11 protein-coding genes are annotated in these 14,411 nt (G+C 67.0%); 6 read left to right on the top strand and 5 right to left on the bottom strand.

The window, feature by feature from the left end:
- Positions 1-30: 30 nt before the first annotated feature.
- The 5 genes from EJJ38_RS16035 (at position 31) to EJJ38_RS16055 (ending at position 5,521) form a co-directional block, all read left to right on the top strand.
- Positions 31-1,242, top strand: a complete 1,212-nt coding sequence (locus EJJ38_RS16035; protein ID WP_127091157.1) for an ABC transporter substrate-binding protein — start codon at positions 31-33, stop codon at positions 1,240-1,242.
- A gap of 62 nt (positions 1,243-1,304) precedes the next feature.
- Positions 1,305-2,186, top strand: coding sequence for a branched-chain amino acid ABC transporter permease (locus EJJ38_RS16040; protein WP_127091158.1), 882 nt, complete (start codon positions 1,305-1,307; stop codon positions 2,184-2,186).
- A 13-nt stretch (positions 2,187-2,199) separates the two neighbouring features.
- Positions 2,200-3,180, top strand: a complete 981-nt coding sequence (locus tag EJJ38_RS16045) for a branched-chain amino acid ABC transporter permease (protein ID WP_127091159.1) — start codon at positions 2,200-2,202, stop codon at positions 3,178-3,180.
- 374 nt (positions 3,181-3,554) lie between these two features.
- The gene (locus tag EJJ38_RS16050; protein WP_420836892.1) at positions 3,555-4,424 is read left to right on the top strand and encodes an alpha/beta fold hydrolase; all 870 of its coding nucleotides are present in this window, start codon (positions 3,555-3,557) and stop codon (positions 4,422-4,424) included.
- A gap of 203 nt (positions 4,425-4,627) precedes the next feature.
- Positions 4,628-5,521, top strand: coding sequence for a glycosyltransferase (locus EJJ38_RS16055; RefSeq protein WP_164738540.1), 894 nt, complete (start codon positions 4,628-4,630; stop codon positions 5,519-5,521).
- Between the two features lie 24 nt (positions 5,522-5,545).
- On the opposite strand, the gene EJJ38_RS16060 is transcribed toward EJJ38_RS16055, so the two are convergent.
- On the bottom strand, positions 5,546-6,610 hold the full coding sequence (locus EJJ38_RS16060; RefSeq protein WP_127091162.1) for a tartrate dehydrogenase: 1,065 nt from the start codon (positions 6,608-6,610) through the stop codon (positions 5,546-5,548).
- 50 nt (positions 6,611-6,660) lie between these two features.
- On the opposite strand from EJJ38_RS16060, the gene EJJ38_RS16065 reads away from it, so the two are divergent.
- Positions 6,661-7,605: a LysR family transcriptional regulator gene (locus tag EJJ38_RS16065; RefSeq protein WP_245454287.1), complete on the top strand. Its 945-nt coding sequence runs from the start codon at positions 6,661-6,663 to the stop codon at positions 7,603-7,605.
- 245 nt (positions 7,606-7,850) lie between these two features.
- On the opposite strand, the gene pap is transcribed toward EJJ38_RS16065, so the two are convergent.
- The 4 genes from pap to EJJ38_RS16085 form a co-directional block, all read right to left on the bottom strand.
- Positions 7,851-9,335 (bottom strand): polyphosphate:AMP phosphotransferase, encoded by a 1,485-nt coding sequence (pap, locus tag EJJ38_RS16070; RefSeq protein ID WP_127091163.1) that lies wholly within the window; start codon positions 9,333-9,335, stop codon positions 7,851-7,853.
- A gap of 88 nt (positions 9,336-9,423) precedes the next feature.
- Positions 9,424-11,103: a hypothetical protein gene (locus EJJ38_RS16075; protein WP_127091164.1), complete on the bottom strand. Its 1,680-nt coding sequence runs from the start codon at positions 11,101-11,103 to the stop codon at positions 9,424-9,426.
- On the bottom strand, positions 11,100-11,771 hold the full coding sequence (locus EJJ38_RS16080) for a J domain-containing protein (RefSeq protein ID WP_127091165.1): 672 nt from the start codon (positions 11,769-11,771) through the stop codon (positions 11,100-11,102). The genes EJJ38_RS16075 and EJJ38_RS16080 overlap by 4 nt, the downstream gene beginning before the upstream one ends.
- Positions 11,772-11,774: 3 nt before the next feature.
- Positions 11,775-14,135 (bottom strand): GumC family protein, encoded by a 2,361-nt coding sequence (locus EJJ38_RS16085; protein WP_127091166.1) that lies wholly within the window; start codon positions 14,133-14,135, stop codon positions 11,775-11,777.
- Positions 14,136-14,411 lie beyond the last annotated feature (276 nt).

Consider the following 14,411-nt stretch of genomic DNA (forward strand, 5'->3'; position numbering starts at 1 on the left):
GGCCGGCCCTAAGCCGGCAGGAGGAAACACATGCGTTTCACAGCCATGCTCATGGCCGCCGCCAGCGTGTTCGCTGTCTCGGCTGCTCATGCCCAGACCCCGGTCAAGGTGAAGATCGGCGTTCTCAACGACCAGTCCGGCCTCTATGCCGACCTCGGCGGCCAGGGCTCCGTCTGGGCCGCCAAGAAGGCGGTCTCGGACTTCAATGCGGCCTCCAAGGGCCTGCAGGTCGAGGTGGTCTTCGCCGACCACCAGAACAAGGCCGACGTTGGCACCTCCATCGCCCGTCAGTGGTATGACGTGGACGGCGTGGACCTGATCGTCGATACGCCCAATTCCGGCGTGGCGCTGGCCGTGAGCCAGGTCACCAAGGAAAAGAACAAGGTCTTCATCAATTCCGGCGCGGCGACCTCCGACCTCACCGGCAAGGCCTGCTCGCCCAACACGGTCCACTGGACCTATGACACCTGGGCGCTGGCCAACGGCACCGGCAAGGCCATGACGAAGAACGGTGGCGACACCTGGTTCTTCCTCACCGCCGACTATGCCTTCGGCCATGCGCTGGAGCGTGACACGTCTGAAGTCGTGAAGGCCAATGGCGGCAAGGTGGTGGGCAACGTCCGCGTGCCCCTCAACAATGCCGACTTCTCCTCCTTCCTGCTCCAGGCCCAGAGCTCCAAGGCGAAGGTCATCGGCCTCGCCAATGCGGGCGGCGACACCATCAACTCCATCAAGCAGGCTGCGGAATACGGCATCGTCGAGGGCGGCCAGAAGCTCGCCGGCCTGCTGATCTTCCTCACGGACGTGCATTCGCTCGGCCTCAAGACCGCCCAGGGCCTGAACCTGACCTCGGCCTGGTATTGGGACATGACGGACGCCAACCGCGCCTTCGCCAAGGAATTCTCCGCGGCGAACGGCGGCAAGTTCCCGACCGACGTGATGGCCGGTGTCTATTCCGGCGTCACCCATTACCTGAAGGCCGTCGAGGCCACCAAGAGCGCCAAGGACGGCGCGGCCGTGGTGGCGGAGATGAAGAAGATCCCGACCGACGACAAGCTGTTCGGCAAGGGCGAAGTGCGTGCGGACGGACGCCAGATCCATCCCATGTACCTGTTCGAGGTGAAGAAGCCGTCGGAGTCCAAGGGCCCCTACGACTACTACACCCTGAAGGCCACCATCCCGGCGAACGAGGCGTTCCGCCCGCTCGACCAGGGTGACTGCCCGCTCGTCAAGAAGACCTGACGTGACGCGCCGGCCGAGAGCGCAGCTTTCGGCCGGCCCTTCCCTCACAGAGACCACGATCCATGTTCGAGCTCATCGGCGTCGCGCCACAGGCATTGTTCGGTCAGTTGCTGCTGGGCCTCATCAACGGGGCCTTCTACGCCATGCTGAGCCTCGGGCTCGCGGTGATCTTCGGCCTGCTGAACGTCATCAATTTCACCCACGGCGCGCAATATATGATGGGCGCCTTCGGTGCCTGGATGGCGCTGAACTATCTCGGCATTCCCTTCTGGGGCGCCCTGATCGTCTCGCCTATCGTGGTCGCCATCATCGGCATGATCATCGAGCGCACGCTGCTGCGGCGGCTCTATAATCTCGACCATCTCTACGGCCTGCTGCTCACCTTCGGCCTCGCCCTCATCATCGAGGGCCTGTTCCGCAGGCAATACGGCTCCTCGGGCCTGCCCTACGGCAATCCCCTGCCGGGCGGCACCAATCTGGGCTTCATGTTCCTGCCCAATTATCGCGCCTTCGTGGTGGTGGCCTCGCTCGTCGTCTGCCTCGTGACCTGGTTCGTCATCGAGCGCACCAAGCTCGGCTCCTATCTGCGCGCCGCCACCGAGCGCCCTGACCTCGTCCAGGCCTTCGGCATCGACGTGCCGCGCATGATCACGCTCACCTACGGCTTCGGCGTGGGTCTCGCGGCCCTGGCCGGCGTGCTCGCGGCGCCTGCCTATCAGGTCAGCCCCACCATGGGCTCGAACCTCATCATCGTGGTGTTCGCGGTGGTGGTGATCGGCGGCATGGGCTCCATCATGGGCGCCATCGTCACCGGCTTCGGCCTCGGCGTGGTGGAGGGCCTCACAAAGGTCTTCTATCCGGAAGCCTCCTCCACCGTGATCTTCGTCATCATGGCCATCGTGCTCATGGTGAAGCCCACCGGCCTGTTCGGCACGGCGAAGTGAGAAGGGACTGACAATGACCACCACCCCTCTCGCCGTGACCGCCCCCCAGCAAGGCTTCTCTCCCGTGCGCATCCTCATCGGCATCGTGGTGCTCGCCGCGCTCATCGCCGCCCCGTTCGCGGTCTATCCCGTCTTCCTCATGAAGGTGATGTGCTTCGCGCTGTTCGCGTGCGCCTTCAACCTGATGCTGGGCTATACGGGCCTGCTCTCGTTCGGCCATGCCATGTTCTTCGGCGGGGCCAGCTATATCTGCGCCCATACCATCAAGGTGATGGGCTTCACGCCGGAACTGGGCATCCTGGCCGGCGTCGCCTTCGCGGCTGTGCTCGGCCTGCTGGTGGGCCTGCTGGCCATCAAGCGCCAGGGCATCTATTTCGCCATGGTGACCCTGGCCCTCTCGCAGATGTTCTTCTTCTTCTGCCTGCAGGCCAAGTTCACCGGCGGCGAGGACGGTCTCCAGGCGGTGCCGCGCCGCGCCTTCTTCGGCGTCTACGACATCACCTCCGACTTCAACCTCTATTATGCCGTGCTGGTGATCTTCCTCATCGGCTTCGCCATCATCTACCGCGCGGTGTATTCGCCCTTCGGGCAGGTGCTCAAGGCGATCCGCGAGAATGAGCCGCGCGCCATCTCGCTCGGCTATCGCGCCCAGCAATACAAGCTGCTCGCCTTCGTGCTGTCCGCCGCCCTCACGGGTCTTGCGGGCTCCACCAAGGCCATCGTCTTCCAGTTGGCCTCTCTCACCGACGTCGCCTGGCAGATGTCCGGCGAGGTGGTGCTGATGACCCTGGTGGGCGGCATGGGCACCATTATCGGCCCGGTGGTGGGCGCGGCGGTCATCGTCGCCATGCAGAACTACCTGGCCTCGCTGGGCGAATGGGTGCTGGTCATCCAGGGCGTCATCTTCGTTCTGGCGGTGTCCCTTTTCCGACGCGGCATCGTGGGCGAAGTCATCGCCTTCGTGAAGGCGCGCAAGGAGAAGGCTGGGGCCTGAGCCTTTTTCCCCGGGCCGGCATCCTGCGATGCCGGTCCGCGATCACTTCCCCCTTCCGCCGGACCGCCATCACATGATGCCGGTCCGTGATCACCTCTCCCTTCGCCGCACCGCCATCACATGATGCCGGTCCGCGATCACTTCTCCTCTTCGCCGGACCGCCATCAAATGATGCCGGTCCGCGATCACTTCCCCCTTCCGCCGGACCGCCATCAAATGATGCCGGTCCGCGATCACTTCCCCCTTCCGCTGGACCGCCATCAAATGATGCCGGTCCGGCATGGGCCCTCCCCCGCCTCCCATGGCAGACTGCGCCGAAACGGGAGGACGGGATGACACCCGATAACGTGATCGACCTCGGCCCCGCGCCTCTCATGGACGGGTTCCGCCTGCTGGACGTGGCGGCGAACGGCCTCACCTTCCGCGCCGCCGTCGCGGGTGAGGGACCGCCCCTCCTCCTGCTCCACGGCCATCCCCAGACCCACGTCACCTGGCGCAAGATCGCGCCCGCACTCGCCCGTGACTTCACCGTGGTGGCGGCGGACCTGCGCGGCTATGGCGACAGCGCCAAGCCCGCGGGCGGGCCGGACCACATCGCCTATTCCAAGCGCGAGATGGCCAAGGACCAGGTGGCGCTCATGGCGCGGCTCGGCCATCCCCGCTTCGCCCTGGTGGGCCATGACCGGGGCGCGCGCGTCGCCCACCGCATGGCGCTCGATCACGCCCCGGCCGTCACGCGGCTCTGCGTCATGGATATCGCGCCCACCGCCACCATGTATGCGCGCACCGACAAGGCCTTCGCCACGCGCTATTTCTGGTGGTTCTTCCTCATCCAGCCCCATCCCTTGCCGGAGCAGCTGATCGGTGCGGACCCGGACTATTTCCTGCGCCACCATCTCAACGGCCAGTCCAAGACGCCCGGCGCCACCGAGCCGGAAGCCTATGGGGAATATCTGCGCTGCTATCTGGACCCGGCCACCCGCCACGCCATCTGCGAGGATTACCGGGCCGCCGCCGGCATCGACCTCGTCCACGACGCGGCGGACGCGCAGGCCCGCATCACCGCTCCCCTGCTCGCGCTCTGGGGCGCGCGGGGGGTGGTGGGCGAGCTTTATGACGTGCTGGACACTTGGCGGGAGAAGGCGACGGATGTCTCCGGCCACGCCCTCGATTGCGGCCACCTGCTTCAGGAGGAGCGGCCGCAGGAGACGCTGGCCGCGCTGCAGGCGTTCCTGCGCGCCTGACGGCGGTTCGCGTCAAGTCGCTTGATCCCGGAGCCTTGCCCGGCTTCAATGGCGCCCGGTCGCTTGGATACGTTTGCCCTCGCCCACGGGAACGGGCATGTCCGCGCGGCATCAGGACCGCGCCGATGGGACACCCCGGCCGCGCGGAGCGAAACCCGCGCGGCGCCGGTCGAAGGCCGGAGCCGTTGGCACGAGACTTCCCCTTGCCCGATTTGCCCGCCGTCTCGGTCTGCATCCCCGCATCGCCCGATGCCGATGGACTCCTGGAGGATTTGGAGCTTGCGCTCGATTCCCTCGTGGTCCAGCGCTTCCTGGACTATGAGGTGGTGGTCACCGACGATTCGCGGGACGATGCGGTCGAGGCCCTGATCCGCACCTACGATTTCGGCGGCCGGATGCGCTATTTCCGCAATCCGCAGCCCCTCCAGGTGCCGCTGAACTGGGACGAGGCGGCCCGGCTCTCCCGCGCCCCGCTCATCAAGATGCTGCTGCCGCAGGATCGATTCGCCCATGCCGACGCGCTGGGGCGGTTTGTGCAGCTGATGGCGGACACGCCCGATGCCCTGCTGGGCGTTGCCGGCGCGACCCATGAGGAGACGGGCGAGGCTCTCGTTCCCACGCCGGAGACGGTGGCCGCCTTGCGGCGCCAGCCGGAGCGGCTGTTGCGGGAGAACCCGCTCGGTCCTCCCAGCACCACCATCCACCGCCGCACCCCGCCGCTGGACTATGACCTGCGCCTGCGCCTGAAGGCGGACGTGGACTTCTACATGCGGGCCCTGCGCCTCAATCCGCGCCTCGCCGCATTGGAGGAGCCACTGGTGCTGCTCGGCCCGCCCGCCGCGCCGCAGGAGACTGCGGGCGAAGTGCGCGAGGCTGTGCTGATGCTGGAAAAGGCCCTGGGCCAGGTGCGCGATGACCGCGACACCGCCAAGTTCCTTTGGGGGCTGATGAAGACGCACAAGGTGCGCAATGCGCGCCAGCTCGCGCGCATGGCCGATCCGCCCCCCTCGGTGCTGGCCTATGTCCAGCACCTGTTCGCCCATCCCCCCCGCGAGCCCCGTCGCGGGCTCTTCGCCTTCCTCGGCCGCCGCACGTAACGGCGACCGAGGACCTGCGTTTCCTCAGCCCGCCACGGCGGCGGCGATGGCGGCGCCGCATTGCGCGGTGGTCGCCGTGCCGCCCAGATCCCGGGTGCGGGTGGCGGGATCAGCAAGGGCCGTCTCGATGGCGGCGATCACCGCATCGGCGGCGTCCTTCTGGCCCAGATGCTCCAGCATCATGGCCCCTGACCAAATCTGGCCGATGGGATTGGCGATGCCCTGTCCCGCAATGTCCGGCGCCGAGCCGTGCACCGGCTCGAACATGGAGGGGAAGTCCCGCTCGGGGTTGATGTTTGCCCCCGGCGCGATGCCGAGCGAACCGGCCACCGCCGGGCCGAGATCGGACAGGATGTCGCCGAACAGGTTGGACGCCACCACCACGTCGAACCGATCCGGGTTCATGACGAAATGCGCCGCCAGGATATCGATATGGTACTGGTCGGTCCGCACGTCCGGATAGGCCTGCTTCACGGCGGCGAAGCGCTCGTCCCAGAAGGGCATGGTGTGGACGATGCCGTTGGACTTGGTGGCCGATGTCACATGCTTATTCGCGCGGGTGCGGGCCAGCTCGAAGGCATAGCGCATGATGGCGTCGGTGCCCTTGCGGGTGAAGACCGCCTGCTGGGAGGCGAATTCCTCGGGCGTGTCGCGATACATGCGCCCGCCGATCTCGGAATATTCGCCCTCGTTATTCTCGCGCACCACGAAGAAATCGATATCCTCAGCCGTGCGCCCCGCCAGCGGGCTGGTCATGCCCTTGAGCAGACGCACGGGGCGCAGGGCCACATACTGGCGGAAGTTGCGGCGGATGGGGATGAGCAGGCCCCAGAGCGAGACATGGTCGGGAACGCCGGGAAAGCCCACCGCGCCCAGATAGATGGCGTCATGGCCCTTGATGCGGTCGAGCCCGTCCTTGGGCATCATCTCGCCGTGCTTCTGGAAATAAGCACAGCTCCAGTCGAAATGATCCCACTGGAAGGAGAGACCGAAGCGCTTGCCGGCGGCTTCCAGCACGCGGATGCCCTCGGGCACCACTTCGTTGCCGATGCCGTCACCGGGAATGGTGGCGATGCGATACTGGGCCATGGACGTGCCTCCTTCTTGTTTCGCGCGAACCCTATCGCGGAGGGCGGGAAATGCCCTATGCCGATTGCACCTTGTTCCATATCGGGAGCGCATGGATGGAGGCGGCCTGGCTTGAGGACTTCCTCGCCCTTGCGGAGTGCATGAACTTTTCCCGCGCGGCGGAGCGGCGGAACATCACGCAGCCCGCCTTCAGCCGCCGCATCCGCGCGCTGGAGGCGTGGGTGGGCGCCCCGCTCATCGACCGCGACACCCATCGCCTCGCTTTGACCCCCGCCGGAACCGCCTTCCTGCCCGCCGCCGAGCAGGTGCTGCACCTTCTCCAGCGCGGGCGCACGGCGGCGCGCGAGACGGCGCAGGCGGGCGCGGGTGAACTCACCTTCCTCGCCACCCACGCTCTCTCCCTCACCTTCTTTCCCCAATGGCTGCGGAGCCTCGAAGGCGCGGTGGGCGACAGCGCGGTGCGGCTCATGGCCGACAATATGGTGGCCTGCGAGCGCCTGATGCTGGAGGGCCGCGCCCAGTTCCTCCTGTGCCACCACCATCCCGCCGCCCATCTGCGCCTGGAAGCGCCCGCCTTCCGCTCCGTGCGTCTGGGCGGGGACATGCTGGTGCCGGTCTGCGGGCGGGATGGGGACGGCGCACCGCTCCATTGCCTGCCGGGCACGGCGCAGGTGCCCCTGCCTTATCTCGCCTTCAGCACGGAATCCGGCATGGGTCGCATCGTCGAGGCGGCGCGGGCGGCGGGTGGACCTGCGGCGGCGCTGCGGCCGGTCTTCACCTCGCATTTGTCCACCGCGCTCGCCGCGCAGGCGGCGGCCGGGCGCGGCATCGCCTTCGCGCCGCTGAGCCTCGTGGCCGATGACCTCGAACCCGGCGGCCGCCTCGCGCGGGCGGGCGACACCGCCTGGGACATTCCCATGGATATCCTGCTGGTCCGCCCCCGCGCCCGCATGATCCCGGCGGCGGAAGCTTTTTGGGAGATGGCGGCGGGCTAGGTGGGATCGACCTTCAAGCGGTCTGGACGGCTTCTCTACGAAGCGTCGTCATGGCCGGGCTTGTCCCGGCCATCCACGCGGTTCCGCTAGGTGCGCGCTCGACGCAGAGGCGTGGATGCCCGGGACAAGCCCAGGCATGACGGCCCCTAGGTCAGGCTCGAATTTCCCCAAAAGGTCAATCCGAACTGAAGAGTGCTGCACCACGCAGGCTGCATCAACGTTCGTGGATCAAACTCGCGCGCCGGTCAGCCCAGCGCCTTCTCCAGCCGGTCGGCGATGGTGGTGAGAACCTTCACGCGGCACCAGTGCTTGTCCTGCGCCTCCACAAGGGTCCAGGGGGCGTAATAAGTGCTGGTGCGGTCCACCATGTCGGTGACGGCCGCATCATAGAGCGGCCATTTCTCGCGGTTGCGCCAGTCCTCCGGCGTCAGCTTGAAGCGCTTATAGGCGATGCGCTCGCGTTCCTCGAAGCGGCGTGCCTGCTCCTCGGGGGTGATGGCCAGCCAGAACTTCACCACCACATAGCCGGACTGGCTGAGCTGGTGCTCGAAATCATTGATCTCGCCATAAGCGCGCTCCCAGTCCGCCTCCGGCGTGAACTGTTCCACCCGCTCCACCAGCACGCGCCCGTACCAGGAGCGGTCGAACACCGCCACGTCCCCATGGCGGGGCACCGAGCGCCAGAAGCGCCACAGATAGGGCCGCGCGCGCTCCTCATCGCTGGGCGCGCTGATGGGATGGACGCGGAAATGGCGCGGATCCAGCGCCTGGCGCAGGCGCATGATGGTGCTGCTCTTGCCCGCCGCGTCGCTCCCCTCGAACACGCAGATGAGCCCGCTCTTGCGGAATGCCTTGCGCTCGGTGAGGTCCGTGATGCGCTCCTGCTGCGCCTCCAGCTGCTCGCGATATTCCTTGTCGGCCAGGGTCTGGCTGTAATCGAGGTTCGCCAGCAGGGAGACCTTGGGCAGGCTTTCCGGCTGGAAGGCCGGCACGGCGGCGGCCGGCGCGGGCTGCTCCGGGGCCGACGCCTTGCGCAGCATATCCATGAGCGCCTCGCCCACCATGGCGTCGCGGTAGCGCGGGTCTTCGGAGGGCACCACCACCCAGGGCGCCTCCACGGTGGAGGTGACCCGGAATGCCTCGGTCGCCGCCTCCTCCAGATGCCGGCGCTGCTTGCGCCCCTTCACCTCGGCCCATTCGCGCACCACGGGCCGGTCGGGATCGCGGTCACTCATGGCCTCGAAGCGGCCTTCCGCCTTCTCCGGCTCCAGATAGAGCCAGAGCTTCAGCAGGAGCACGCCCTCCTGCCAAAGCATGTGCTCGAAGCGGTTGGTTTCCGCGAGCCGCTCACTGAACCGCGCCCGACTCTCATCGCCCCTCACATGGGCCGAGAGGATGTCGTGATACCAGGAGCCGAGCACGATGCCGATCTGTCCCGCGCCCGGCATGTCCCGCCAATAGCGCCACATGCGCGGGCGGGCGCGCTCCTCGTCGGTGGGCGCCTCATAGGTGAGGGTGACGAGCTTGCGCGCATCCAGCCAGCCATAGAGCTGGTTCAGCACCGCCCCTTTTCCGGCTCCGTCCGCGCCGTTGAGCAGCACGAGAATGCTGCGTTTCTTTGCGGCGATCATCTCCGCCTGAATGTCGAGCAGGTCTTCCCGGAGCTTGGGTTCCATGGCCTTGAAGGCGGCCTTGTCGAGACGGCGCTCGATCTTCATGGATTCGAACATGATGGTCCTCGGTCGCGGCGGATGCGACCAATCTGGCGGACCAAGCATGGTCTTTCAATGACTTGACCCGGCAAACCCGCCACGGACCTCACTTCACCTCAGGCGGTGCCGTCTCCGACGTCTCATCGGGCACAACGGGCTTCACCTGGAGGCCTGAGAATGACACCTCGCCCGACGCATATTCCTCCGAGGCGGAGCGGGCATCGTGGACGAGACGGACCACCTGCACGCTGCAGCCGGGCGCTTCCGGCAACGTGATATCGAAGCTGAAATCCTGCCAGCCGCGCGGCGACCCGAAGAGCTGGGAGCTTTCGCCCGCCAGCGTGTTGGAGGGGAAGCAGCGCACCTGCCATTTCATGCCGCGCTTGGCACTCATGTTCCCGGCCTGCCGCCCGGAAAAGACATAGCTGCCGGGCCGCAGGGCGGCCACCTGGAGCACGCCGCCGAACCGCACCCGCCCCACCCCGAACTGGATGCGCAGCGCACGCTCATGCTGCTGGCCCGGAATGCGCACGAAGCGCGCGGTCACGTTCCGGCCGCGGCCGATCTGCCAGTCGAACGGCAGGCCGGAGGGGTCGGTGGCAAAATCCAGGTTCCGCACCGGCAGCAGGGCGGCCAATTCCGCGTCGCTCAGAAGCTGGAGCCAGGTGTTGAAGCTGCCGTCCGCATCCTTGGCCTTGAACAGGCGCGCCGTGAGATAGGGGCCGAGTTCCTTCGCCTCCGGCGGCGCCCCCGCCTCCTTCATGGCGATGAACAGCGCAACCGCGTTCTCATTGCTCACGAAATCGCCCAGCGTATTGAAGAAGGCCTTGCGCCAGGGCGGCGAGGTGGCCAACTCCGCCGCCAGCGCCGGGCGCCCCTCCGGATCGGAGGCGAGCGCGTAGAGATAGCTGAGGGCGAATTTGGACAAGGCCGGCATGGTGCGCAGGAGCGCATTGGCCTTGTCGAGCACGTCCGGATAATCGTGCCGCACATAGCTCTGGTTGAGCAGCCACAAGGCGGCCACCGGCTCGCGCCGGGAGCGCGCATAGGCGGCGCGCATGTCCCGCTCGGCGACCTCCGGGTCCCTCTCCATTTCCGCCTTCAGGCGCATGGCCTCCGCATCGAGCGGCGCACGCGCCAGGATGCGGTCGGCCAGTTCCGCGATGACGGCGCGGGTGGCATCGATCTGCTCCTGGGTGCCGAGCGGCGTGTCCCCCGCTTCCGAGGGCAGAGCCGGCACGCCATCCGCGTCTGCCGAAGTCTCAGTGGTTTGGGACGGATCGGTGGCGGGCGCCCCCGAGGCTCCAGGGTCGCTGGCTGACGGATCGGTCGCGGCCGGATCCGTCCCGTCAGCCGTGCGCGGGATCGCCGGTTCCTGCGCGCCGGGAACGCCGTCCGGTGGCGTGGACTGGGCCGCGATCAGCCGGTTCAGTTCAATGCGCGCCTGCAGCGCCTCCCCCTTCAGCACCACCGCATTGTTCGGCGCGAGGATCAAGGCAAGGCCGGGAGCGCGGCTCATCAAGGCGAGGGGCAGGGAGGTCGTGGCCACGAACACCAGAAGCAGCAGGCCGAGGACGCCGAACCCGGCCGCCCGCCGGGGATGGGCGGCGAGGGTCGCCTTCAAATTCCCGAAGAGGCGGGCGAAATCCGGGCGCGGCACGCGCGCGGCCAAGTCCTGGATCGGCCGTGGCACACGCACATTCAGACCGAACCGGGAGCGGGAGCCGGAGCGGCGATGTTGCTGGCGATGCCCCTGCCCCTTGCTCCTCTGGAAGAAGCGCTTCACGGGCGCCTCCGGAAGAGGCCGAGAATGCGATTCCACAGGCTTCTCGGCTGCATCCGGCGCGGGCGGACGGCGCCGAACGTGGCGGCGGAGAGGGTCGGCCAGCGCCGCATGGCGCCGGGCTGCGCCTTGCCGTTCGCTGCCTTGCCATTCGCTGCCTTGCCATTCGCTGCCTTGGCGCCAGCGACGGGTGGCCCCCGGCGCGGCGCGGCTTCCGCCTGGCCCCGCATCCGCTCGCGCTCATAGGCGGCGCGACGCTCGTCGGACTTCAGATTTTCCCAGGCGCGCGAGACGCGGGCGGTGAAGATCTCGCGATCCTGGTCCGCGCCCGAGCGCAGGGCATGCCGGTCGGGATGGAGCCAGCGCATGAGCATCGCCATGTTGTGGCGCAGCTCCGCATGGCTGGACCCGGTGGTGCCGCCGAGCACACGATAGCTGTCGGAGCGGCGATCCAGCAGGATCTGCTCGATGAAGAAGGCCGCCGCCTCTTCCAGCACATCGTCGGTATAGCCGGTGCGCCCTCTTGCCTTCGCCACCTCGGCCTCTTCCCCCACCGCCACGGCGAGAAGAGAGGCGACCCCCGGCGGCAGCGCGCCGCGCCGCACCGACCGCACGGAGGCGGGGTCCTTCATCAGGGAAAGGGCGGCCGAAAGCGCGTCGCGTCCCGCCATGGGTCACGCCGCCACGGAAGCGTCAGTGTCCGACTTCTTCGGGGCGGGCTTCTCCTGGGCCTCCGGCGGGGGATTACCATAGGAATAATGGGAATTGTCCTGCCCATAGCCGTAATTGTGCCCGTAGCCATAGCCGTAGCCATAACTGGAGGACCGTGCGTCATACTTGGTGAGCACGATGCCGAGCGGCGTGGCACGGGCCATCTGGAGCCGCGTGAGGGAGTTACGCACAAGACCCCGGCGGGCCTGGCCGGCGCCCACCACGAACACCGTCGCCGAGGCCGCCGCGCCGAGAAGCTGCGCATCCGCCAGGCCGAGCATGGGCGGGCTGTCGATGATGACGAGGTCGAACATCTCCAGCGCCACGGAAATGAGCGAGAAGATGTGCGTGCCGCCCAGGATGTCGGCGGCATTGGGCGGCAGCGGGCCGGAGGCGACCATCCAGAGATTGGCCACGTCCGTGTCCTGGATCACATCCTGGATCGGGCACATGCCGGTCAGGTAATTGGACAGGCCCACCGAATTGGAATGGCCCAGCTTGTCGTGCAGCGAGGGGCGGCGCATGTCCGCATCCACCAGCAGCACGGTCTTCCCGGTGACCGCGAAATGGCGGGCCAGCGCGATGGCGGTGGAGGACTTGCCCTCGGACGGGCCACCGCTGGTGACCACGATGGAGCGCGGCAGGCCGTGCTCGGTGGAGAATTGAAGGGAGGTGGCCAGCGAACGATAGGCTTCCGCCACCGGCGATCGGGGATTGCCCAGATCGGTGAGCAGGCCCTCCGGGAAATCGCTGGCGGGCACCACGCCCAGGATGGGCAGGCCCAGCGACCTCTCCACGTCGTCCGGGGACCGCAGCCGGTCGTCCAGCATCTCGATGAGATAGGCCGCGGCGAAACCCACGATCAGCCCGCCGAACAGGGCGATGGCGATGATCTTGAGGAATTGCGGATGGGACGGGGAATTGGGCACCGCCGCACGGTCCACGATGAAGATGTTGTTGGTGCCCACGCCCCCCGCAACGTCCACTTCCTTATAGCGCTGCAGAAGGTTGTTATAGAGCGATCGGTTGGAATCCACCTCGCGCTTCAGGATGCCGTAGCGGATGCTCTTCTTCTGAAGCTCCAGCACCTCGGTGGTGAGGTCCGTGATGCGGGCCTGCATCTGCTCTTCCTGGCGCAGCGAAGTCTCATAGCCCGCCTTCAGCGCGCTTCGCACCGTCGCCACTTCCGCGGCGATCTGCTTGTCCACGGCGGATATCTTGCTGGAGATCTCCATCATCACCGGATAGTTCGGCTTGAAGGTCTCCAGCTTCTCCTCATAGTCGCGCCTCAGGTCGTTGCGCTGGATGCGCAAGCCCTCAATGACCTTGTTGTTGAGGAGCTGCGGCAGGCTGGTGGAGGGCGTCTCATCCACCTGCTTCCACGCCTGCTCGGCCTGGATGCGGCTGGAAATCAGCACGCCCAGCGCAGCATTGGCGGCCGAGAGGTTGGTCTCCGCGATGGATTGCTGGTCGCTGGTCTGGACCATGTTCTCGCGCTCGGCGAAGGCGAGCATGGCCTTTTCCGATTCCTCCAGGCGGATCTTCAACTGCTTGAGCTGATCCTCCAGGAACACCTTGGCGTAGGAATTGGCCTCGAATCGGCGGTCCAGATTGGAGGCCACATAGGCATCCGCATAGGCATTGGCGACCGCAGCCGACCGGGCGCGGTTGGAATCGGTATAGGTGATGTCCACGAGGCGCGAGCCGGCCAGGGGCTTCACGACCATATCGTTGCGCAGGCGGCTGACGGCGCGACGCCGGTCAGCGGCCTCCTTGGCATCCTGGGCATCCGCCGCGTTCTCGTTGTCCGACGAGGAACCGAACGAAAACAGGCCGAGCACGGAGCCGAGCAGCGAAGGCTTGGCGCTTACGAAATCCGGCGCCTGGTCCAGCCCCATGGCAGCCACCACGCGTTCGGACATCGCGCGGCTGCGCAGCAATTCATGCTGGGTCTTCTGGAATTCCAGGCCGCCGATTTCGGTCGGCGAAGTCATGCCCCCTTCCACGACCTTGCCCGCCTCGCGGTCGATCTGGATGCGCACGGTGGCGGAATAGAGGGGGGTGGCGAGGAAGCAATAGACAGCGCCCAACGCGCCAAACGCACCGGCCGTGGCCAGGATGAGCTTGCGCCACTTGAGGGCGACACCGACGAAGCGCCGAATGGCACCGGCAAGGTCCGATCCCTCCTCGGGAATGTCGGCAACGCCATAGCTGCCGACACCATAGGAGTCGCGCGGGGCCGGAACGCTCCTCGGCTCGACCGGAACGGGAACGTTTCGGCCGCCCCCTCCCGGTCGGCCCGCTTCGACCAAATCACCGCGCATCGAGTACTTCCACCTTGCCTGCCCCTCACGGCCGGACGGAACGCCGCCCCGCCGGACAAGACCATGTTTCAACGCAACCGGACCGCAACTCGTCCGAATACTACCCTATGAAAGGCCATCAGGCATTCATCTTCGGCGGAGCGCCCGCCCCGGCCGGGAAACGGTCCCGCTCACGCCGCTCGCCCTCCGCGGCCCCTGCCTCAACATGACGTGACGGCAGATGTCCGCAGATAAAGGCCAAGGCGTCAAATATTGGCAAGCCCAAATGCTGGCCGC

It is taken from the genome of Aquabacter cavernae (assembly GCF_003993795.1).
GTDB classification, from domain to species: Bacteria; Pseudomonadota; Alphaproteobacteria; order Rhizobiales; family Xanthobacteraceae; genus Aquabacter; species Aquabacter cavernae.

Bases quoted from the DNA above. Each gene is read 5' to 3' on its own strand.
- EJJ38_RS16035 (WP_127091157.1), top strand. From the start codon at position 31: ATGCGTTTCACAGCCATGCTCATGGCCGCCGCCAGCGTGTTCGCTGTC.
- EJJ38_RS16040 (WP_127091158.1), top strand. From the start codon at position 1,305: ATGTTCGAGCTCATCGGCGTCGCGCCACAGGCATTGTTCGGTCAGTTG.
- EJJ38_RS16045 (WP_127091159.1), top strand. From the start codon at position 2,200: ATGACCACCACCCCTCTCGCCGTGACCGCCCCCCAGCAAGGCTTCTCT.
- EJJ38_RS16050 (WP_420836892.1), top strand. From the start codon at position 3,555: ATGGACGGGTTCCGCCTGCTGGACGTGGCGGCGAACGGCCTCACCTTC.
- EJJ38_RS16060 (WP_127091162.1), bottom strand. From the start codon at position 6,610: ATGGCCCAGTATCGCATCGCCACCATTCCCGGTGACGGCATCGGCAAC.
- EJJ38_RS16065 (WP_245454287.1), top strand. From the start codon at position 6,661: ATGCCCTATGCCGATTGCACCTTGTTCCATATCGGGAGCGCATGGATG.
- pap (WP_127091163.1), bottom strand. From the start codon at position 9,335: ATGTTCGAATCCATGAAGATCGAGCGCCGTCTCGACAAGGCCGCCTTC.
- EJJ38_RS16080 (WP_127091165.1), bottom strand. From the start codon at position 11,771: ATGGCGGGACGCGACGCGCTTTCGGCCGCCCTTTCCCTGATGAAGGAC.
- EJJ38_RS16085 (WP_127091166.1), bottom strand. From the start codon at position 14,135: ATGCGCGGTGATTTGGTCGAAGCGGGCCGACCGGGAGGGGGCGGCCGA.